The 22,203-nt window shown below is 57.6% G+C and carries 19 protein-coding genes and 1 tRNA gene; 5 read left to right on the top strand and 15 right to left on the bottom strand.

The features are described 5' to 3' along the window. Nucleotides 1–3: 3 nt before the first annotated feature. The 5 genes from frr to RSE16_09415 all read right to left on the bottom strand — a co-directional run bounded on the left by frr (nt 4) and on the right by RSE16_09415 (nt 4,997). Nucleotides 4–561 (bottom strand): ribosome recycling factor, encoded by a 558-nt coding sequence (frr, locus tag RSE16_09435; protein ID WRH74938.1) that lies wholly within the window; start codon nt 559–561, stop codon nt 4–6. Nucleotides 562–564: 3 nt separating this feature from the next. Beyond that, on the bottom strand, nt 565–1,290 hold the full coding sequence (pyrH, locus tag RSE16_09430; protein ID WRH74937.1) for a UMP kinase: 726 nt from the start codon (nt 1,288–1,290) through the stop codon (nt 565–567). A 158-nt stretch (nt 1,291–1,448) separates the two neighbouring features. Continuing rightward, a complete protein-coding gene (gene tsf / locus RSE16_09425; protein ID WRH74936.1) occupies nt 1,449–2,375 on the bottom strand; it encodes a translation elongation factor Ts in 927 nt (308 codons plus the stop codon). 138 nt (nt 2,376–2,513) lie between these two features. Continuing rightward, complete coding sequence (gene rpsB / locus RSE16_09420; protein ID WRH74935.1) at nt 2,514–3,296, bottom strand: 30S ribosomal protein S2; 783 nt, start codon at nt 3,294–3,296, stop codon at nt 2,514–2,516. Between the two features lie 288 nt (nt 3,297–3,584). Next, nucleotides 3,585–4,997, bottom strand: a complete 1,413-nt coding sequence (locus RSE16_09415; GenBank protein ID WRH74934.1) for a M20/M25/M40 family metallo-hydrolase — start codon at nt 4,995–4,997, stop codon at nt 3,585–3,587. A 136-nt stretch (nt 4,998–5,133) separates the two neighbouring features. Between RSE16_09415 and RSE16_09410 the strand changes: the two genes are divergently transcribed. Continuing rightward, complete coding sequence (locus tag RSE16_09410) at nt 5,134–5,385, top strand: hypothetical protein (GenBank protein WRH74933.1); 252 nt, start codon at nt 5,134–5,136, stop codon at nt 5,383–5,385. Between the two features lie 67 nt (nt 5,386–5,452). Here the strand turns inward: RSE16_09410 and RSE16_09405 are convergent, their stop codons facing one another. The 5 genes from RSE16_09405 to RSE16_09385 form a co-directional block, all read right to left on the bottom strand. Beyond that, on the bottom strand, nt 5,453–5,725 hold the full coding sequence (locus RSE16_09405; protein ID WRH74932.1) for an HU family DNA-binding protein: 273 nt from the start codon (nt 5,723–5,725) through the stop codon (nt 5,453–5,455). Between the two features lie 284 nt (nt 5,726–6,009). Next, nucleotides 6,010–8,409 (bottom strand): endopeptidase La, encoded by a 2,400-nt coding sequence (lon, locus tag RSE16_09400; protein ID WRH74931.1) that lies wholly within the window; start codon nt 8,407–8,409, stop codon nt 6,010–6,012. Nucleotides 8,410–8,525: 116 nt separating this feature from the next. Further along, the gene (locus tag RSE16_09395; protein ID WRH74930.1) at nt 8,526–8,861 is read right to left on the bottom strand and encodes a YbaB/EbfC family nucleoid-associated protein; all 336 of its coding nucleotides are present in this window, start codon (nt 8,859–8,861) and stop codon (nt 8,526–8,528) included. Next, entirely contained in the window at nt 8,858–10,609 is a 1,752-nt protein-coding gene (locus RSE16_09390) for a DNA polymerase III subunit gamma/tau (protein WRH74929.1), read from the bottom strand. Before RSE16_09390 ends, RSE16_09395 begins: the two co-directional genes overlap by 4 nt. Nucleotides 10,610–10,664: 55 nt before the next feature. Further along, entirely contained in the window at nt 10,665–11,837 is a 1,173-nt protein-coding gene (locus RSE16_09385) for an N-acetylmuramoyl-L-alanine amidase (GenBank protein WRH77335.1), read from the bottom strand. 549 nt (nt 11,838–12,386) lie between these two features. Between RSE16_09385 and RSE16_09380 the strand changes: the two genes are divergently transcribed. The 3 genes from RSE16_09380 (at nt 12,387) to RSE16_09370 (ending at nt 17,353) form a co-directional block, all read left to right on the top strand. Beyond that, the gene (locus tag RSE16_09380) at nt 12,387–15,026 is read left to right on the top strand and encodes a ribonuclease E/G (protein ID WRH74928.1); all 2,640 of its coding nucleotides are present in this window, start codon (nt 12,387–12,389) and stop codon (nt 15,024–15,026) included. Nucleotides 15,027–15,118: 92 nt separating this feature from the next. After that, entirely contained in the window at nt 15,119–16,492 is a 1,374-nt protein-coding gene (locus RSE16_09375) for a M48 family metalloprotease (protein ID WRH74927.1), read from the top strand. A 48-nt stretch (nt 16,493–16,540) separates the two neighbouring features. Beyond that, nucleotides 16,541–17,353: a DsbA family protein gene (locus tag RSE16_09370; protein WRH74926.1), complete on the top strand. Its 813-nt coding sequence runs from the start codon at nt 16,541–16,543 to the stop codon at nt 17,351–17,353. On the opposite strand, the gene RSE16_09365 is transcribed toward RSE16_09370, so the two are convergent. Both RSE16_09365 and RSE16_09360 read right to left on the bottom strand, forming a co-directional pair. After that, on the bottom strand, nt 17,350–18,036 hold the full coding sequence (locus tag RSE16_09365) for an RlmE family RNA methyltransferase (protein ID WRH74925.1): 687 nt from the start codon (nt 18,034–18,036) through the stop codon (nt 17,350–17,352). The two genes, RSE16_09370 and RSE16_09365, sit on opposite strands and share 4 nt — an antisense overlap. A gap of 19 nt (nt 18,037–18,055) precedes the next feature. Then, nucleotides 18,056–19,222 (bottom strand): Ppx/GppA phosphatase family protein, encoded by a 1,167-nt coding sequence (locus RSE16_09360; protein WRH74924.1) that lies wholly within the window; start codon nt 19,220–19,222, stop codon nt 18,056–18,058. A 170-nt stretch (nt 19,223–19,392) separates the two neighbouring features. On the opposite strand from RSE16_09360, the gene RSE16_09355 reads away from it, so the two are divergent. Then, nucleotides 19,393–19,466, top strand: a tRNA-Gln gene (locus tag RSE16_09355). 11 nt (nt 19,467–19,477) lie between these two features. Here RSE16_09355 and RSE16_09350 read toward each other — a convergent pair. The 3 genes from RSE16_09350 to RSE16_09340 form a co-directional block, all read right to left on the bottom strand. Then, nucleotides 19,478–20,197 carry a hypothetical protein gene (locus RSE16_09350; GenBank protein ID WRH74923.1) on the bottom strand — a complete coding sequence of 240 codons (720 nt, stop codon included), beginning with the start codon at nt 20,195–20,197 and terminating at the stop codon, nt 19,478–19,480. 1 nt (nt 20,198) lies between these two features. Then, on the bottom strand, nt 20,199–21,407 hold the full coding sequence (locus RSE16_09345) for a toxic anion resistance protein (protein WRH74922.1): 1,209 nt from the start codon (nt 21,405–21,407) through the stop codon (nt 20,199–20,201). Between the two features lie 109 nt (nt 21,408–21,516). Continuing rightward, a complete protein-coding gene (locus tag RSE16_09340; protein WRH74921.1) occupies nt 21,517–22,197 on the bottom strand; it encodes an arylesterase in 681 nt (226 codons plus the stop codon). Nucleotides 22,198–22,203 lie beyond the last annotated feature (6 nt).

Raw genomic sequence — 22,203 nt, 5'->3', positions numbered from 1 at the left:
CGATCACTGGCTCAGGATTTCCTTTTCCTTGGCAGCGGTTGCCTCATCGATGGCCTTTATTTGATCGTCGGTCATCTTTTGCACCTCGGTTTCGAGGCGCTTGCGATCGTCTTCGCTGATTTCCTTCTTGTTCTCGTCAGTCTTCAGCGCGTCATTGGCGTCGCGGCGCACGTTGCGAACGGCGATTTTCGCCTTTTCTGCATATTGGCCGGCAAGCTTTGCAAGTTCCTTGCGGCGTTCAGCGGTCAGATCAGGAATAGGGAGACGGATGGTCTGGCCATCGGTGATAGGGTTGAGGCCCAGCCCGGCCGAACGAATCGCCTTTTCAACCGGCGTCACATTCGAACGATCCCATATCTGCACGGAGAGCATCCGCGGTTCGGGCGCGCTGACAGTTGCCACCTGGTTCAACGGCATATTCGCGCCATAAACCTCAACCACCACAGGATCGAGCAACGTCACATTCGCGCGACCGGTGCGCAGGCCCGAAAGATCGCCTTTCAGCGATTCGAGTGCACCTTTCATGCGGCGTTCGACATCGGCCTTGTCATATTGCGGCATGGTTCAATTCCCTTCACTTGATACAACGGTATAGGTGCCGCTTCCGTCGAGCACCTTCAAAATATTGCCGCTTTCGCGGATCGAAAATACGAGGATCGGAATGCTGTTATCGCGGCACAAGGCCACTGCGCTGGCATCCATTACCTTCAGATTGTCCGACAATACCCGATCATAAGATAATGTTTGATAACGTTTTGCAGTGGCAACTTTTTTCGGATCAGCGTCATAAACACCATCGACCGAAGTGCCTTTCAGCAACGCGTCGCATTTCATTTCTGCTGCGCGTAGTGCCGCGCCGCTATCGGTTGTGAAATAAGGCGCACCGACGCCGGCAGCAAAAATGACGACCCGACCCTTTTCCAGATGCCTTTCAGCACGGCGGCGGATCACAGGTTCGCATACCTTATCCATTTCGATTGCCGATTGGACGCGTGTCTGCACGCCAAGCTGTTCCAGCGCATTCTGCATCGCCAGTGCATTCATCACGGTGGCGAGCATGCCCATATAGTCGGCCTGCGCCCGGTCCATGCCCTTGGCCGCCCCCGCCATGCCACGAAAGATGTTGCCGCCACCGATGACAAGGCAGATTTCAAGGCCCGTGTCCTTTGCAGCCTTCACTTCGGCGGCAACGCGGGCGACGGTATCAGGGTCGATACCGAATGGCTGATCCCCCATCAACACTTCGCCCGAGAGCTTCAGCAGAACACGGCGATAGCCGGCTTTGGTCATATGATCCCTCATCCCGTTCGCAGCATGTGGCTTTGCGCTGAACACCGGCATGCTGGTGCATCAAAGCAGTTTCAGATGCAATTATGGCGCCCAGCTATAGGAGCGGAGCGCCATATCGCCAAGAGCTTATCCCTGCGAAAGCAGGGATAGCCCGAATTTTATGCGCCGACCGCAGCTGCCACTTCGGCAGCAAAGTCAGACACTTCCTTTTCAATGCCCTCGCCAAGCTGGAAGCGGACATAGTCGACCAGCTTGATGTCGGCACCGGCACCCTTTGCCGCCTGCGCGATAACGTCGGCGATGGGAGTCTTGTTGTCGATCACGAACAGCTGTGACAGAAGCGCGTTTTCTTTCGCGAACTTCTTCATCGCGCCTTCGACCATCTTTTCAACGATGTCGGCAGGCTTGCCGCTCTCAGCTGCCTTTTCACGGGCGATCGCAGCTTCGCGCTTCAGCGTGTCGGCATCAAGGCCGCTTTCGTCGAGCGACAGCGGGAAGGCAGCGGCAATGTGCATTGCAATCTGCTTGCCAAGGCCGTCGAGCGTCGCTGTGTCGGCATTGCTTTCAAGCGCGACGAGAACGCCGATTGCACCCATGCCGGGCGTTGCTGCATTGTGAACATAGGAAACCACGCGGCCCTGCGAAACCGAAACGGTCTTTGCACGGCGGATTACCTGGTTTTCACCGATGGTGGCGATGTTGTTGGTCAGAACTTCCTGAACGCTGCCACCCTCGGGATAGGCTGCGGCGAGGATGGTTTCGGCGTCATTGGCACCAAGGCCCAGCGCAACCGAAGTAACCTTGCGGACGAAATCCTGGAACTGTTCGTTCTTGGCAACAAAGTCGGTCTGGCTGTTGACTTCGACCGCGGTGCCCTTGGTACCGTCGACGGCTACGCCGACAAGACCTTCGGCCGCAGTGCGGCTCGATTTCTTGGCAGCGGTGGCAAGGCCCTTGGCGCGCAGCAGATCGACTGCGGCTTCCATATCGCCGTTGGTTTCTTCGAGAGCCTTTTTGGCATCCATCATGCCGGCGCCTGAACGCTCACGCAGTTCCTTGACGGCAGAGGCTGTTACTGCAGACATTTTGTGTCCTTTCGAATGTGATTGCGCCGGGTGCGGTTACACAGCCCGGCGACTAATTTATCCCTTGATGGCCAGCCAGTAGATTTGAACTAACCGGGCCATGCACCCCCGCTTTCGCAGGGGTGAGACGCAATGGAATTAGGCTTCCGGCGAAGCTTCTTCAGTTGCTTCAGCCAGCGCCGGTTCGGCAACAGGCTCAACCTCGGCACCGAGGTCAACACCAGCAGCCTGTTTTGCACTGACATTGCCGCGCGTTGCCGCAGTGGCAATGGCATCGCAGTAAAGTCGGATCGCACGCGCCGCATCGTCATTAGCGGGAACGGGGAATGCGATACCATCGGGCGAAACGTTCGAATCGAGGATTGCAACGACTGGGATACCCAGAACATTGGCTTCCTTGATCGCCAGCTCTTCCTTGTTGGCGTCGATCACGAACATCACGTCGGGAACGCCGCCCATATCGCGGATACCGCCAAGGCTCATCTCCAGCTTGTCGCGCTCGCGCGTCATCTGAAGGATTTCCTTCTTGGTGAAGCCAGAAGTATCGCCCGAGAGCTGCTCTTCAAGCGTCTTCAGCTTCTTGATCGAGTTCGAAACCGTCTTCCAGTTGGTGAGCATGCCGCCCAACCAGCGATGGTTGACGAAATGCTGGCCCGAAGCGCGGGCTGCGTCTGCAATCGGGCTCTGCGCCTGGCGCTTGGTGCCGACGAACAGAACCTTGCCGCCATGAGCAACTGTGGCCGATACGAAATCGAGCGCACGTGCAAAAAGCGGAACCGTCTGCGACAGGTCAAGAATGTGGACACCGTTGCGTGCGCCGAAAATATACGGCTTCATGCGCGGGTTCCAACGATGGGTCTGGTGGCCGAAATGTGCTCCGGCCTCAAGCAATTGGTGCATGGTGACGACAGGTGCCGCCATAGTCTTTCTCCTTCCGGTTTGTCCTCTGAAAGGCAAGAACCCGACACTGGCCCTAAGACTGCGTCAGGCACCGGTATGTGCGCCTTCCATGTGGAATGGCCGCGCGGTTAGCGGGAGTCGACCAAAAGGTCAAGTATCGACGTCAATACTGCCCTGCCGATATTGCTTGCGGAACAGCCAAAATCGGCCCGGCGACCAAGGTCACTAACATCTGGGCGGGAAACAACTGGCTTTCCGCTAATGGCGAAAACCCGGCACGCCTGAAACCAAGCCTGCCGGGGCACGCAATCATTTCTCCGCGTAAAGCTTCACCAACCGGTGCAGATAATCGCGGCCGTCATAGACTGATTTCGTCCGGATCCGTTCATTGAGACCATGCACACCGCCGCCATCGGCTTCATAGAAAATGCCGGGGATGCCATAGGTCGGAATGCCGATCAGTGCTGTCATCGTTGCATCGGTCGCACCAGTAGCCATGATCGGAATCAGCGGCACGCCCGGGAACATTTCGCCTGCCACCTTCATCGCTGGGTCCATGATGCGCTTGTCGAGTGGCGGTGCCACCGCCATCGGGCGATGCGGCTTGCGAAGCGTTACCTTGACGCGCGGATTGGCAATGGCCTTTTCGATCGCAGCCTGGGTCTCCTCGGTCGACATACCCGGAACGATACGGCAGTTGACCACCGCCTTCGCGCGTTGCGGAAGGGCGTTGGCGGCATGGCCGGCCTCCAACATTGTCGTGACGCAGGTCGTGCGCAAAGTGGCATTCATCACCGGCTCGGCTGACAAAATGCCACCCGCTGCAACATTGCTCTCATCTGCCAGCAGATCAGCGATGGCTTTTTGCGCAGCTGCGGGTGCGGTGGCCGAATATTGCTGCAGGAAGGCCCGGGTGGTCGCATTGAGTTGAACCGGGAAACCGAGATTCTTGATGGCAACCACGGCCTCGGCCAGATCGTAGATAGCATTGTCAGGTCGGGGCACCGAACTGTGGCCGCCCGGATTGGTCGTTTGAAGGTCGAAGGTACGGGTGGCCTTTTCACCAACCTGCATGGCCAGAAATTGACGGTTGCCATTTTTGTCGACGCGGCCGCCACCGCCCTCGTTCAGGGCAAACTCGGCCGAAATCGCATCTGGCATGTTCCGCGCCAGCCATTCCGCACCGTTCAGCGCCTCAGCATTACTCTCCTCACCACATGTCGCCGCAAGTTTGATCGTGCGCTTTGGCTTGTAACCTTCTTTTTTCAGGCGGATCAGGCTGTCGATCCACATGGCGGCCTGCGCCTTGTCATCAGCCACGCCACGGGCGTAGAAAAAACCGTCTTCTTCCACCAGCGTGAAGGGATCGCGTGTCCAATCCTCGCGCCTGGCTTCGACCACATCGATATGTGCCAGCAACAGCATCGGCTTCAGCGTTTTCGAGGTTCCCTGCAGAATAGCGACAAGATTGCCTTCGCGTTCAAAGCCGGGAACGACGATGACCCTTGCATCATCCTTGCTATAGCCGGCATCCCACATGCGCTTGGCCAATTGCTCGGCCGCAATGGTGCAATTGCCGTTCGAAAATGCGGTGTTGGTGTTCACCAGTTCGGCATATAACTCGCGGAACTCCGCCTGATCGGGGCGTAATTCCTGCGCCTGCGCACTGGCTGTTGCAACGACAGCCGCCGCTGCCGCAATCATAAATTTAGCGATACCCATGAGCCCATTTCCCCTCTGAATTGGTTTAACTGGCCGTAATCGACCCATGCCCGCCTGCACAACCACAAAATTTGTTGTTGACAGAACAGAACATATATAGAACATTGGTTCCAGATAAGAGATTTCGGAGAATATAATGTCGCTGCTCGTCGCCTCACTGTTCGTCACAGCATTTCTGTTTTCAGCTTATGCAATCGCCCTCACTATGGGGCAATATCGCTCGCGGATTGAAGAAGTGCTCGCATCGCGTGGCAAAGCTGCGGAGCGTGTGATCCGCGTCGGCAAAGTCCGTTACACCGGACAACGGGTTAGGCTGGTCGTGGTCAATCCGCTGGAGACAGAAGCTCACCAGCGGAGCTTTGCGTTCCAACTTCCCCGGGTAGCCTGAATTTTTCGAACAAAAAAAAGGCGGAACCCTTGCGGGCCCGCCTTTTGTTTTCGCCAATGCGTGAAGCTTAGTTCACGGCATCCTTGAGAGCTTTGCCAGCCTTGAATTTGGGCTGGTTCGAAGCCGGGATCTTCATCTCTTCACCAGTGCGCGGGTTGCGACCGGTCGAAGCCTTGCGCTTTGCAACTGCAAAGGTGCCGAAACCGACAAGGCGAACTTCACCGCCACTTTTCAGGGCGCTGGTGATGGCGTCAAAGGTTGCTTCCACAGCCTTGCCCGCATCGGTTTTGCTGAGACCGCTTGCATCTGCAACGGCGCCGACGAGATCATTCTTATTCATATTTCGGGATCCCCCTCTCATTATAAAACATCTGAACCTTGCTCCGCGTTTGAATCGCAGCCGGTCCGGACCTCGACTAAGGAGGATAACACCTATCGTGTCAAAGGAAAAATCGGCACGAAACCGCGCATTTTCGCGATTTTACGCATATTCTGTCGATAAGTGCTTCGAACCGACAAATCGAACCGACCAAAGCTATGGGCAGAAGGCATGTGCGAGCCCGAGTAAAAAAGGAGGCGCGGGCTTTTCAGCCATGCGCCTCCTTTCAAAAATCGCGTTACTGCTCAGTGCGTTACCGGTGCGATCGGCCCTATCGCAGCGGTTGGCGGGTGCAATGCCGCCAATTCGTCCGCCTCGGTCCATTCGACTGGCGCAAGCGGCTCAGTCAGCGCCCGAGCCAGCACCTCATCAACATGGCTGACCGGAATGATTTCCAGACCTTCTTTGATATTCGCAGGAATTTCCGCGAGGTCTTTCTCATTTTCCATCGGGATTAGGACCGTCTTGATACCGCCACGCAGCGCCGCCAGCAGCTTCTCTTTCAAACCGCCAATGGGAAGCACCCGTCCACGCAACGTCACCTCACCGGTCATCGCGACGTCGCGATGCACTGGATTGCCGGTCAGCGTAGAGACGATCGCCGTGACCATTCCGATACCCGCCGATGGTCCGTCTTTGGGAACAGCGCCTTCGGGCAAGTGAATGTGCACATCCTTACGGTTGAAGATCGATGGCTTGATCCCATAGGTGGGCGCACGCGCCTTCACGAATGAAAGCGCCGCCTGGATCGATTCGCTCATCACCTCGCCCAGCTTGCCAGTCGTCTTGATCTGGCCCTTGCCGGGGACAGTCACCGCCTCGATCGTCAGCAATTCGCCGCCAACCTCGGTCCATGCCAGACCAGTCACCGCGCCAATCTGGTTCTCTTCCTCACCCACGCCATGGCGATATTTGCGGACGCCGGAGAAATCAGCAAGATTTTCGGGCGTGATTGTCACAGCCTTGTCCTTGCCTTCCAAGATACGGCGCAGCGCTTTGCGTGCCAGCTTCGCAATCTCCCGCTCCAGCGTACGGACGCCAGCCTCACGGGTATAAAAGCGGATCAGATCACGCAGTGCATCGTCGCTTACCTCAAACTCGCCCGGCTTCAGCCCATGAGCGTCAACCTGCTTTTGCAAAAGGTGCCTCTTGGCGATTTCCAGCTTTTCATCCTCGGTATAGCCTTCAAGCCGGATGATCTCCATGCGGTCAAGCAATGCCTGCGGCAAATTCATGCTGTTTGCCGTCGTCACGAACATCACGTCGGACAGATCAAGGTCGACCTCCAGATAATGATCGTTGAACTTGCTGTTCTGTTCCGGGTCGAGCACTTCGAGCAGAGCCGACGCGGGGTCGCCGCGGAAATCCTGTCCCAGCTTGTCAATCTCGTCGAGAAGGAACAGCGGGTTCATCGTACCCGCTTTCTTCAGGTTGCTTGCAATCTTGCCCGGCATCGAACCGATATAGGTTCGGCGATGCCCCCGGATTTCCGCTTCGTCGCGAACGCCGCCCAGCGCTTGCCGGATAAACTCACGGCCGGTTGCCTTGGCAATCGACTGACCAAGCGACGTTTTACCCACACCCGGCGGGCCAACGAGGCACAGAATCGGACCCTTCAGCTTATTGGTACGGGCCTGCACCGCCAGATATTCGACGATCCGGTCTTTGACCTTTTCGAGAGCGAAATGGTCTGCATCCAGAACTTCCTGCGCCTTGGCTATATCGCGCTTGAGCTTCGATTTCTTGCCCCAAGGAATGTTCAGCAAAGCATCCAGATAGTTGCGCACGACCGTTGCCTCTGCAGACATTGGTGCCATTCCACGCAGCTTCTTGATTTCCGCCTGGGCCTTTGTCTTTGCTTCCTTGGAAAGCTTCAGCGTGTCGATCTTGGTCTGCAGTTCGGTCAACTCATCCGAACCGTCTTCGTCAGCATTGCCCAACTCACGCTGGATCGCCTTCAACTGCTCATTCAGATAATATTCGCGCTGCGACTTTTCCATCTGCCGTTTCACACGGCCACGGATCTTCTTTTCAACCTGCAATACGCCCAACTCGCCTTCCATGAAGGCAAAAGCCATTTCGAGCCGCTTGAGCGGATCGGTTTCAACAAGAAGCGCTTGCTTGTCCGAAACCTTGAGATTGATGTTCGCAGAAACCGCATCGGCCAGTTGGGCCGCATCGTCAATTTCGGCAAGCTGGACAGCGGTTTCAGCTGGTATCTTCTTGTTCAGCTTCGAATAATTCTCGAATTGCTCGACAATCGAACGCATCAAAGCTGTCGCTTCCGGCCCGTCAACCGGGTCGTTACCAATCATTTCAATTTCGGCTTCGACATAATCTGCCGAACGCTCATGCAGGCGCAACAGATTTGCACGCTGCTTGCCCTCAACCAGCACACGAACTGTGCCATCGGGCAATTTCAGCAATTGCATCACCGTGGCCGACACGCCGACGGTGTAAAGATCATCATAACCGGGATCGTCTTCGGCAGGGTCTAACTGCGTGACAAGGAAAATCTCCTTGTCTGCAGCCATCGCCTTTTCGAGAGCCACGACCGATTTGTCGCGCCCCACAAAAAGCGGCACAACCATCCCCGGAAAGACAACAATGTCGCGCAGGGGCAACAGGGGCATAGATAGGGTCATATTCACTCCGGAACGCGCCGAAAGGCGGCGCGGTCATTTGTTGTGAATATGAGCGCCTTTTTCACGCTTTCAACGGCGGAACCGGCAGAATCGGAGAAAAGCTGGGGAAAAGCGCCTCAAAAAGGCATTTTGAAACCCGGAGGCAGCGGCAGGCCGCTGGTCATTTTGCCCATTTCGGCATTGCCGGCCAGATCCGCCTTCTCGCGCGCATCGTTGAAAGCGGCGACAATAAGGTCTTCCATCATCTGCTTGTCGGCAGGCACAACAAGGCTGTCATCGATCGAAATGCCAATGATCCGTCCCTTGGCCGTTGCGCGCACCTTGACGAGGCCGCCACCCGACACGCCTTCAACCTCGATGGTATCCAGCTTGCCCTGTGCTTCTTCCATCTGCTTCTGGATGGTTTGCGCGGCTTCCTGCGCTGCTTTCATCATTTCTTCGATGCTTTTCATGCTCTCAAGCTCCGGACTTCTGCTTCATGGGGAGAAAAAATATTGCGGCCTTCGACCTGCACTTCCGCATCGGGGAAGGCAGCGAGCGCAGCCATGACAAGCGGGGATCCAAGGATCGCCCTGTCATGTGCCGCGCGCTCGGCCTGTTCTTGCTCGTAAAGACTGGGCGCAGCGTCTCCCGCCTCCTGCGCCGTTTCCCAGCGCGCACCCGTGACACGGAAAAGAGCATCGTTCAGTTCGGAAACAAATCCCTGATGAACAGGGCCGGCCAATTGATAGGCAAGCCGTGGCGGCGCATAATCCACAATCCTGACAACATCATGCAGTGTTGCTGCTATATTGGGGTGCCCGCCCCGATCAAGCGCATCGACGAGCGTGCGAAAATCTGCTGGAATCTGCGATGCAGGCGCTGATCCATTATCGGCGTGAATGTTGGCCGTGGTTGCCGGTGCCGGCGCAAGAGCGGCATGGCCCGCGCCTTCCTGCAACAAACGCGCAAGCTCACCCGGATCGGGCATCGACGCGCCATGCAGCACACGCAGCAGCGCCATGTCGCAACTTTCTAGCGGCAGGCTTGCATGGCGTACTTCCTCATGCCCCTTTAACAGCAATTGCCACAGGCGGTGCAGCTTTGGGAAGGACAAGGCAGACGCCCATTCCTCGATTTGCGCGCGCGCCTCTTGGGGAAGCGTAGGGTCCGACGGGCTGCCAATCTTGCACAGCGTAACCAAGTGAACTTCGCGCAACAGGCCAGAAAGCGTTGCTGCCGGCTCAACCCCCAACTGATATTGCTGGCGCGCCTCCGCAAGAACGGCCTGCGCCTCACCCTCCAATAGCAAGGCAAATAGTCGCCGCACCGCGGCCCGATCGGACAGACCAAGCATATTGCGGACCTGCGCGGCCTCGACCTGCGCTTCGGCACCACTATCGTCAGCCGCCAAATCAGCATGCGCGATCGCCTGATCGAGAATGGAAAGACCATCACGCACCGAACCTTCGGCGGCTTGCGCAATCAGGCGCAATGCTTCCGGCTCTGCCGTTACGCCTTCCTTTTCGCAAATTCCGGTAAAATGGCTGGCAAGCAGCTCGACGGTGATCCGCTTCAGATCGAAACGCTGGCAGCGCGACAATACGGTGATCGGCACCTTGTTCACCTCTGTCGTGGCGAACAGGAATTTGACGTGCGCTGGCGGTTCTTCAAGCGTCTTCAAAAGCGCGTTGAACGCATTTTTGGAGAGCATGTGAACTTCGTCGATGATGTATATCTTGTAGCGCGCAGATACCGCCGCATAGCGAACCGCTTCGATGATTTCGCGGACGTCATCGACGCCGGTATGGCTGGCCGCGTCCATTTCGATCACATCAATATGGCGGCCTTCCGCAATGGCACGGCAGGGTTCGCAGACACCGCAAGGATCGATTGTCGGCCCGCCCTGTCCATCTGATCCGACGCAGTTCAGTGCCTTTGCAATCAGGCGGGCGGTCGACGTCTTGCCGACCCCGCGCACCCCGGTCATCAAAAAGGCATGCGCTAGGCGGCCGCGCTTGATCGCATTGCCCAGTGTCTGCACCATGGCATCTTGGCCGATCAGTTCGGCGAAATTCTGCGGACGATATTTGCGGGCGAGTACACGATAGGGCGATGCAGCGGCAGCTGGCGGCGGCGCGGCAGGCAGACCGAGGCCAAGTGCATCGTCCGGCATATCCGGATCACGCAAAGTCAGGCCGGGTTCTGTGGAATCGTCCATAGCATCCCGATAAGCCGGGCAGACGATTTTGTCGAAGGTCTAATTCACTCTGTTGTCAGTTTTGCGCAAGGCGCCGCGCAAAATGCGCCTGGATCGCGTTCGACACCGAACGGGCAACCTTTTGCTGGCCATCGCGTGAGGCAAGGAAGGCGGCATCTTCTGCATTGCTGATATAGCCGGTCTCGAACAGAACCGACGGTGTATCGGGCGCCTTCAACACCACGAAAGACGCAAATCGATGCGAAGTACCGCGCAGCAACATATTGGGACGTGCTTCACGCAACAGCAATTTGGCAAAGCCGGCAGACACGTTCATCGTCTCGCGCTGGGTCAGGTCGATCAAGATCGACGAGACCTCATTATCCTGCCCACCCAGATTGACACCGTTGATGATATCCGCCTTGTTTTCGCGTGCAGCAAGACGCTGCGCTTCCCGGTCGGAGGCGACCTCGGAAAGCGTATACACTGTACCGCCGCGGGCTTCGCGGTTTTCCGCGGCATCGGCATGAATGGAAATGAACAGGTCGGCATTCATGCGCCGCGCAATTCCATAACGATCCTGCAGCACAAGAAATCGATCGCCGTCCCGGGTCAGGGCCACGCGTACGCGCCCTGATTTGGTCAGTTCGTCGCGGATTGCGCGGGCGATCGCCAAAGTGACATCCTTTTCCCGCGCGCCATTGTCCGGGCTGATCGCACCGGGGTCATGGCCGCCATGCCCGGCATCGACGACCACCAGCGGCAAACGCGAGTCGGCAGGACCCGAGATTTTGGGCAAGCCGCGCGCATTCCCCTTACCGATCGGGGCCGAAACCTCATAACGGCGCTTGGGCGGTTCGGAACGGAATTGCGCAATCGGAGCGATCCGACGCGGCATCCGGGCCGACGCTGCTGAAAACTCGCTTTCGGTGGCAGGACGCAGAGCGATGGTCAGGCTGCGGCCATCTGCAGAAAAACGCGCATCGGAAACGACCGCAGGACCATTTAGATCGAAAACCAACCGCGCGGTCTCAGGCGAAAATTGTGCCTGGCGGATCGATCCGAATTCACTGGCCATCGGCGCGCCGGCGGCAATAGTAGCACCGCTGATGTCAACGGCTATGCGCTCCGGCCCTGTGAGCGAGAACAGCTTTGCTTCGGCTACATTATCGTCAAATTTGATCGTAACTGCATTGCCTTCAGCAGCGACATTTTCGATCCGGCCGGCCTGTAAAGATCCGGGCACCATAGCAGCGGCCAAAAAGAATAGAACCGACATGACTCCTATATGTCTCAAAAGACGGGCGTCGGTCGAGCAAGAATTGGGGCACGTTATAAAATTCATGATAAAACCGTCGTTAAACACCCTTCCGAAAAATCGCGTTTTCGGAAACGGTTAACGGGCTGTTCAGGCTTTCCGGCCTTTTGCGCCATTTCAAGAAATTATGATGATGCACTTGCCGATGCTGCAGCCGCCTGCTAGCACTAGCAATTAGCAAAGGTATCATTATGAATGCATTTGCTTCGCACTTGCCGTCAGCCTTGCCTGACAGCAGAAATACAGGTTGATGTTACATGTCGCATGAAATTTCCCCTTCCGCCGGCCTTTCGGGGTACGGTGTGTTGGCGGTAAATTACGCCCGCGCGATACGCGCCCGCGGTGCCCATGGAGCAGACACATTCGCACCAATCACGATGTCAGACGTTGCTGCGGCAGCCGACGTCGTTCCACTTTCAGTGAATATCGCCGCCCAGCGCCCCCTTGGAGGAGCGCGCTTTGCGGCCTGGAGAATTAAAAATGAAAACGCGTATGCTCATCGACGCGCGCCACCGGGAAGAGACCCGGGTCGCCGTTGTCACCGGGAATGTAATTGACGAATTCGACTTTGAGTCGGCCGAACACAAACAGCTAAAAGGCAATATCTACCTCGCCAAGGTGACGCGCGTTGAACCGTCGCTTCAGGCGGCGTTTGTGGATTATGGCGGCAACCGCCATGGTTTCCTTGCCTTTAGCGAAATCCATCCCGACTATTACCAGATTCCGAAGGAAGATCGCGAACGCCTTCTCGCCGAGGAAGCTGCCGCAGCTGCCGAAGAAGCGGCACTGCGCGAACAGGAAGAAGCCGAGGAAGACGAACCGGCTGATATCATGCGTTCGGACATGCGCGAAGACGAGGACGCCGATTTCATCGAAGTCGACAGCGATGACCGCATCGACACGATCGACATGTCCGAAGGCGAGGAACCCGACCTTGAAGCCCATGGCGACGAGGACGGCGAAAATGGCGCCGACGCAAATGGTGACGATGATAATGGCGATCGCGGTCGGCGCGGCGGCAATCGTCGCCGGCGTGGAAAGGGCGGCCGCGGCAATGCGCCCAAGGCCAGCGACGAGGCACGTGCCCGCCGCATGAACCTGCGCCGCCGCTACAAGATCCAAGACGTTATCCATCGCCGCCAGGTATTGCTGGTCCAGGTCGTCAAGGAAGAACGTGGCAACAAGGGCGCAGCGTTGACGAGCTATCTCAGCCTTGCAGGCCGTTACTGCGTATTGATGCCCAACACGTCGCATGGCGGCGGCATCAGCCGCAAGATTTCGAGCGCATCGGATCGCAAGCGTCTCAAGTCGATCATTTCCGATCTCAGCCTGCCGGCAACCATGGGGTGCATCATCCGCACCGCAGGGCTTGCCCGCACCAAGCCGGAAATCAAACGCGATTTCGATTATCTTGCCCGTCTGTGGGACGAAATCCGCGAGCGGACGTTGCGCGGAGCCGCACCGATGCTGATCCATTCGGACAGCGACCTGATCAAGCGGGCTATCCGTGATATCTACAACAAGGACATTGATGATGTTCTGGTTGAAGGCACCGACGGCTATAAGGCCGCCAAGGATTTCATGAAGCTGCTGATGCCGAGCCACGCAAAGCGGGTGCAGCATTATGCCGACCCTGTTTCGCTGTTCCAGCGCTATGGCGTCGAAGACCAACTGAATGCAATGTACAATCCGGTCGTCCAGCTGAAATCGGGCGGCTATATCGTCATCAACCCCACCGAAGCGCTCGTTTCGATCGATATCAACTCAGGACGATCGACCAAGGAGCACGGGATTGAACAGACGGCGCTTTCGACAAACCTGGAAGCCGCGCGCGAAATAGCCCGACAACTGCGTCTGCGCGACATGGCAGGACTGGTCGTGATCGATTTTATCGACATGGATCACCATTCCAATGCCCGCAAGGTCGAACGGGCGATGAAGGAAGCCCTGAAAAACGATCGGGCGCGCATCCAGGTGGGGCGCATCTCAAGCTTCGGCCTGATGGAAATGAGCCGTCAACGGTTGCGCACTGGCGTTCTCGAGGCCTCGACACGGCAGTGCCCGCATTGCGAAGGCACCGGACTGGTGCGCACCGCATCTTCTTCGGCACTTTCAGCGCTACGATTGATCGAGGAAGAGGCTGCACGCGGCCATGGCAGCCAGATTTCGCTGCAGGCGAGCCAAGAAGCCGCAATCTATATTTTGAACAACAAGCGGACCGAACTCGCCGAGATCGAAGACCGTTATCATGTTCAGGTCGAAGTACTTCCGAACGCCGAAGTTGAAGGCGCGAAAATGGCTGTCACCGCTTCCGGTCCCCGCCCCGAACGCCCGACACTGCTGACGCCTATCATCGAATATGATGATGAGGACGAGGTTGAAGAGTTCGAGGATGAGGCTGAAGGTGAGGACGCCGAAGCCGAGGAAAATCGCGCGGATGATCGTGGCCGCGAAGATCGCAACGCAAAGCGCAAGCGCCGTCGTCGGGGTCGTCGTGGCGGACGCAACCGCGATCGTGACGACCGCCCTGCCCTCGACAATGATGGCGAGAATGCAGCCGAAGAGGTCGTCGCTAGCGACAAACCGGAAGGTGACGCCGTTGCCGAAGGTCCCGAACAAGGCGAGGTTGCTGCCAAACCGAGCCGGTCGCGCGGTCGCCGCAGGAAAGCCGATGCCGATGTGGCGGCTGATGCGACTGCAGAAAATGCGAATGCAGATGCGGCAGAAGTAGCAGTTGAACCTGCTGTTGAAGCCGAAGAGGCCGTCCCTGCGGTTGCCAAGCCGCGGCGCGGCGGACGCAAGAGCAAGGCTGTTGCCGAGACCGAGGCTGTCGCTGAGGAGCCGCAGACTGCCGAAGCCGTCGCTGCTCCGACCGAAGAAAAGCCCAAGCCACGTCGCCGCAGCAAGGCAAAAGCGGACACGGATGAAGCAACACCCGTTCCGGCGGAACCTGCTGCCGAAGCAACTGGGGAAGCAGAAGAAGTTGCCGCAGCACCCGCTACGCGGACACGCAAGCCGCGCGCTTCTGCAAAGAAAGCTGCAGCGACTGAAAACGAGGCCGAAGCCGACGATGAAACGTCCGGCCCACGCCGTGGTTGGTGGCAGCGCACTTTTGGCTGAGGGGCCTGGTATATGGCCCGGCGCATTGCATCTGCAGCGCCGGGCCTATACGCTTCATCAGTCATTCATCCGGCGTCGATCAGAGCGTAGCCATGCTGTCTAAATCTGGAACTGCAAAATTCACTGCGCGCCTGCTGGCACTGCTTGCGCTTTTTTCAATTGCACTCCAGCCAGCCCATGCCCAGTCGATCCTCCGCGATGCCGAAACCGAGGCTTTTCTCGATGAAATTTCCGAACCGCTGATCCGCGCGGCCGGGCTTGAACCGGCCAATGTCGATATCGTCCTGATCAACGACAAATCGATCAACGCCTTTGTTGCCGGCGGTCAGACTGTTTATCTACATACCGGCCTGATTCATGCGGCCACAACCGCGAATGAGGTTCAGGGCGTAATCGCGCATGAACTTGGCCACATCGAGGGCGGACATGTCATCCGTTATAGCGAGGGTGCCGAAGCGGCGGGCAATATCTCGATCGCCAGCCTGATTCTGGCAGCGGCAGCCGTCGCCGCCGGCGCAGGCGAAGCGGGCATGGCGATCATGCAGGCGGGCCAACAGGCAGCACTGGGCAAATTCCTCGCATTCAGCCGGGTTCAGGAAAGCGTCGCCGATGCATCCGGCGCGCGCTATCTTTCAGCGGCCGGCATTAGCGGTCGTGGGTCAATCAGCTTCTTTAAAAAGCTGCAAAATTTTGAATTTCGCCTCGGCATCCCTCAGACTGATAGCTATGATCGCACCCACCCGCTTTCGGGTGAACGCATCACCGTATTGGAAGACACCTACAAGGCAGACCCTGCATGGGAGGCGCCCTTACACCCGAAATGGGAGGCTGACTTCAAGCGAGTGAAGGCCAAACTGCTCGGCTATATCGCCGAACCCAATGCCACTTTGCGCGATTATCCGGAATCGGACCTGACTGTGCCGGGCCATTATGCGCGTGCTTATGCCTGGCACAAGGCGGCCTATCCGGACAAGGCGCTGCGCGAAGCCGACGCATTGGTAGCCAAAAACCCCGATGACCCTTATTTTCTTGAGCTACGCGGCCAAATATTGCTCGAATCCGGAAAGCCGACCGAGGCGCTGGCATCGCTACGCCGTGCAACGGAACTGACCGGAAACCAGCCCCTGATCGCGGCTATTCTGGGCCATGCACTGATCGCAACAGAAGACCCTGACAAGTTGCAAGAGGCGGAGCGCGTTCTGAAGTCGGCAGTTACACGGGACAATAATAACCCCTTTGCCTGGTACCAGCTGGGTGTGGTCTATCAGGCGTTGGGGGACGAACCGCGCGCTGCATTGGCCAGTGCCGAACGCTATTTGATGATGGGTGCGCCACAACTTGCGCTGCCCAATGCGGCCAAGGCGATGGCAGGCCTGCCCGAATATTCCAATGACTGGATCCGCGCGCAAGATGTAAAGCTGGTGGCCGAAGCGCAAGTGCAAAGACTGTCCAAACGCCAAAGATAGTCGGCGATATCAGTGGCTTCACGGCGTCAAATCAACTAAGCTCAGTTTATGGAACAGCCCAAAGATCGCAATCGAAAACCCCTTTTTCTGGGCCTGATTGCTGTACTCATCATTGCCGCCGTCGGCGTCTATCTCTTCGCGGGCAACAGCGCGTCCGACACAAATGACGTCGCCGCTGACGCTTCATCCGACGCAGAGGCGGCTATTGCAGCGGCGGGGATCAGCAAGAGCGAGCGCGCGGCGACCGAAGCCATTGTTCGCGCCTATATCCTCGAAAACCCGGAGATCATCACCGAGGCAGTGCAGATCCTCCAGAAACGCGAAGTTTTGCAGCGGGTCGAATCCGCCGGTGGCGCATTGACCAAGGCTTTTCCCGGCGCAGTCGCAGGCAACCCGGATGGTGCAATCACGATTGTCGAATTCACCGACTATAATTGCGGTTTCTGCCGGGCGAGTTTGGCCGATATTGATCGCCTGATTGCAGGCAATAAAGATGTTCGCGTGATATTCCGCGAAGTGCCGATCTTGGCCGAAAGCAGCCGCGACGGTGCGCGCTGGGCCTTAGCAGCGGCCCGTCAAGGCAAGTATAAAGCCTTTCACGATGCCCTTTTTGCCGGCGGACCGGTGAGCGAGAAAAGCATTCGAGCAGCCGCCGCCCGTGCAGGCCTGAACATCGCCCAAGCCGAAAAGGACGCCGCCTCGGCCGAGATCAAGGCGGAGCTTGATGCAAATCTGTCGATGATGCAGCAAATCGGTTTCGGTGGAACGCCCACCTTCTTCATCGGCGACCAAATGATCGAGGGCGCAGTTGGTTATGATGCGCTGAAGGCAGCAGTCGAGAAGGTACGCAAAAAGGGCTAGCCCTTCTTCCCCTGCGCCACGACATACCATTCGACCGATCCCTTGCGGCTGGCAGGCGGCTTTGCGTGCTTCACCGTGGTGAAATTGGCCTTCAATATTGCTAGCAATTCAGGATCGGTGCCGCCCGCGAACACCTTTGCGATAAAATCACCGCCGGGCTGCAGCACCTGCACCGCAAAATCGGTAGCAGCCTCTACAAGCCCCATAGTGCGCAAATGGTCCGTCTGTTTATGCCCGACGGTATTGGCGGCCATATCGGACATGATAAGGTCTGGCGCCTGCCCCAGCGCGTCAGTCAGCGCATCGGGCGCGGCATCGTCCATGAAGTCCATCTCGAAGATGGTGACGCCCTGTATCGGGTCAACCGGCAATAGGTCGATTCCGGCCACACGCGCATTGGGCAAACGTTTGCGGACAACTTGCGCCCAGCCACCCGGCGCAATGCCAAGGTCGACCACGGCCTTCTTGCCTCTCAGGAAACCGAACTTCTCATCCAGTTCGATCAGCTTATAAGCGGCCCGGCTGCGATAGCCGTCGGCATGGGCGCGTTTGACATAGGGATCGTTCAATTGCCGCTCGAGCCAACGAGCAGATTGCGCCGTGCGCCGCTTTGCGGTTTTCACCCGCTCTTTGCCGGTAACGCTGCGGCCCGAAAGGTTACCGCCAAAGGTGAATTTGGTCATGAAAGGCTCCGTTCGTGCTTCAACGCCGGTCGCGACGCTTGGCGTCACTCGCCATCAAGGCCCGCAAGATACCCTCACGGATACCGCGATCGGCAACGCCCAGGCGTTCCCCCGGCCAAATGTCGAAAATCGATTCCAGGATTGCACAACCAGCGACCACCAGATCCGACCGCTCGTGGCCAATCGTCGGGAATTTCGCGCGCCCATTGGGCGGCAAGGCAGCCAATTCCTGACTGATATCGCGCATCGCCGATGTGGGCAGATGCAGGCCGTCAATCTGCTTTCGATCATAGGACTGCAGCTTGAGATAGACGCTGGCAAGCGTTGTAACCGTACCCGACGTTCCAAGAAGCCGGTGGCTCCCTTCGCCTATCGGCAAGCGCGCCGCAAAGGGCGCGAAGGCATCTGAAACCTTGCGGCGCATACGCGCATAGGCATCGCCCAGCGCAACATCGTCTTCGCCCTCCAGCGGCTCGCTTTCGGTCAAGGATACCACGCCCCAGGGCACGCTGGCCCAATCGAGAATTTCGGGCACCAGACCATTGGTCGACACCAGCACCAGCTCGGTCGAACCGCCGCCAATGTCAAAAATCAGCGCGGGCCCCTCACCCGGTTCAAGAAGGGCATGGCACCCCATGACGGCAAGCCGCGCCTCTTCCTTGGGGCTGATCACATCAAGGACGATGCCGGTTTCCTTCTTGACCCGCTCGATAAATTGCGCGCCGTTTACAGCCTGCCGGCAAGCCTCGGTCGCAACAGAACGGGCAAGCACGACATTACGCCGTTTCAACTTGTCAGCACAAACCGACAAAGCCTCAATGGCACGGTCCATCGCCTCGTCGCTCATCTTGCCGGTCGTTGCCAGCCCTTCGCCAAGGCGCACAACGCGCGAGAAAGCATCAACAACGGTAAATCCATCCTGCGATGCACGGGCAATCAGCAGGCGACAATTATTGGTCCCCAAATCGAGTGCGGCAAAGGCGGTTTTGCCGATCCAGCTTCCACGACCGGGAAAGCCATCAAAACGATTGTCGTGAGAATATTTGGGAGTGCTACTCGTGCTTTTTTCGCACGAGGCTCCGCCCGTTGGTGCCGCATCGGCGGATTTCCGGCGGTTTGGCCCTCTCTTTCGAGCAGCCTTGCCCTTTCCGCCCTTGTGCGGCGATGGTGCGATTCTATCGCCCATGGCCGTTACTTCTCTTATCTTTTATCCGACCACCAAAGGTGAGGTCGGTACCTAGGCACCGCTCTACCGCGAAAGGATTAAATTTTCAAGCACAGCCAAAGAAAGGATCATTTTGATCGCCAGATCGCATTGACAGCATGGCCCGTTCTGCCTAATGGCGGCCCCCACATTCCCCGGTCGTCTAACGGTAAGACTACGGACTCTGACTCCGTCTATTGAGGTTCGAATCCTTACCGGGGAACCATTATTCCGGCCTCAGGCCGTCTCCCCAGCGCCATCATACCGAATTTCGAGAAAGCGTTCGCGTGTCGCGAGTTTGTCGAGTTCGCCCCGCGCAATCTGGCTCGTCATCGTTTCAATCTCGCGATCGATGCGCGTCAAGCCGTCAACCAGCTGCTGTTCAGGCGTCTTGCCGCCATTATCCTGCCGCCGCAGAGTTTCCGGAATGCGTTTATAGCCGTTGATGAGCTCGGGAAGATGTTCACCCACAAGTTTGCGCACTTCGCGCGAGGCGGGGTTGGTTTCTTCAAGCGTCTGCAATTGGGAGGCCAACGCATCAAGGCGCAGACCAATCGCTTGGACAATAGGGATGGCAGGTGCAGGCAGCGCCGGCCGCTGCGCCTCCAGCCATATCTCCGTCTTGCCCGCCAGCGTGCCAAGATCGGTCTGGCGCAGGCTTTCCACCGTCGGCATCGGCATGTCGGGATAGCGTAGCAACACATAGGCCGCCGCCGCACCTAGCACCCCGGTGATCATCACACCCCAGAAACCGATGCCGTCAATAATCGCACCGACAATGCCTGCACCAACCAGCAAGACGCCAACCGCCATCGCCGCACGTGCAACTTTCCCATAAAAATGGGCACGGCGCAGCGCGCGCGACTTCATGCCGATTGGCGGCCCCATCCGCACATTTTGCAGCGATCGACGCGCGCTTTGGAGGATTTCGTCAGATTGCGAGGCTGGGCTGGTCAAATCAGGCCTCCAGCGCGCTCAACAGGCCGGGATCCTGTGCGGCAAGCTTTGCCTGATTCTGGCCCTCGGCTCGCGCGATATAGCCCTTCGACTTTTCGACTTCCTTTTCCAACGCATCCGATGTTTGCTTCATGCTTTCCAGCGCCTTGACCTTGAATGTGTCGATGGCGTCCATCGTGTCATAGATGTTCTGGAAGGCCCGGCTGAGCGTTTCGAGCGGAATCGTCGCCGCCGCAGCCTGTTCGTGGATCGCGGCTGTATTTTCCCGCATCATCCGGCCAGTACCATCGATGATGTTCGCTGTGGTCGTGTTGAGTGCGGTGATCTGGTCGAGGACGAGCCGCTGGTTCGTCATCGCCTGCGCAACCGTGACTGCGGTACGCAACGCGCCAACCGTAGTGGTAGAGGCGCGGTCAACGCCCTTGACCAGTTCGATATTATTCTTCTTCACAAGGTCCATCGCCAGATAGCCCTGGACCGTCACTGCCATTTGCGTCAGCAGATCCTGATGGCGCTGGCGCACATAAAATAGCGCGGTTTCGCGCAACGCCTTTGCCTTGGCAGGATCCGACAGTTCGAGTTCGGCGGCCTTTTCCTCCAACCGGGCATCAAGCTGTTTGGAAATGACAATCATCTGTTCCAGCTTGCCCATCGCTTTCCAAAGATTCTGCCGCTCCACGTCGATGGCGGCATTATCCATCAGCAATTCATCCTTGCCATTGGCAAGCCGGCCGAGGACCGCGCTGATATGGCCCTGCGCGCTCTGGTAGCTGTCGAAATAGTTTCGCAGCTTGTTACCCCAGGGGATGATGCCGAAAAGTTTCTGCTTGGTCGTCAGGCTGCCGCGCTTGGAAGGATCAAGATCCTCAACCGTGCGCCGCAATTCGGCGAGATCCGCACCCACGCCGGTCTGGTCGTCCATCTGCCGGATCGGCCGATCAAGGAAACGGTTGGATTGGCCTGCGGCCTCCATGATTTCCTTGCGACCCATATTGGTCAGTTGATCGACCCGCTTGCCGAATTCGGGGCTGTTAACATCCTGTGCGAGCAGATCGTTAATATATCCCTCGACCTTTTCCTGCAGTTTTGTCTGCACTTCGTCGGCAACGGGCACCAGCCCAGCTGCGCGCTCGGCCTGGATCGCGGCAACCGGATCAGGCGGTGTCAGCTTCAATTCGGTTTCGGTGGCAGTCAGCGTGTCGGTCGACATTGTCGATCCTCCTGTTGGGAAAGCTGGGGAGAAAGATGGATTGGCAATAAAGTGATTTCAAGCAAATCCGCTACGGGTGTGTTATTTTTTTAATACACCTTCGCAACAGCTATTTCAGTTCCGCTTCGACCAACGGCGCAATTCCGGCGACAACCTTCGCTATCCCCTTGGCATTTGGGTGAATATTATCAGGCAGCATCAGCGCACTATCGGCGACCACGCCGTTGAGGAAAAAGGGATAAAGCGGGGCGCCATATGCTTTCGATAGCTCTGGAAAAATCGGATTAAAGGCGCGGGCATAGTCCTGCCCCAGATTGGGTGCCGCAAGCATCCCTGTCAGGATCACGTCAATATTCCGCTTCTTCAGTTCATCCAGCATCGCCTTCAGATTGGTACGCGTCTCTTCCGGCTTGATGCCGCGCAGCATGTCATTTCCTCCAAGGCCAAGAACAACAAGATCTGGCTTTTCGCCTAAATTATCGAGCACGAAGGTTAGACGCTGGCGCCCTGCTGCAGTGGTATCACCCGAAACGCCGGCATTATGAACGCGGGCATTGATACCGGCTGAACCCAAAGCCCCCTGCAACTGCGGAGCAAAGCCTTCATTGGGGCCAAGCTGATATCCGGCATAAAGGCTGTCACCAAAAGCCACGACCAGTTGGTCATATTGCGCCTGTTCCACCGGCTTTTCAGCCTGTTTGGCTTCGTTCGCTACGGGCGATTGCCCGCATGCGGCAAGCCCTTGGATAAGCGCTATACACGCCCCATATCGGGCTAGTCTTTTCAGCATGAGGGT

Origin of the sequence: Sphingobium sp., assembly GCA_035196065.1 — a bacterium.
Classification (GTDB): domain Bacteria; phylum Pseudomonadota; class Alphaproteobacteria; order Sphingomonadales; family Sphingomonadaceae; genus Sphingorhabdus_B; species Sphingorhabdus_B rara.
The sequence above is the reverse complement of the archived record's forward strand: the minus strand, read 5'-3'. Positions and strand labels throughout refer to the sequence as shown.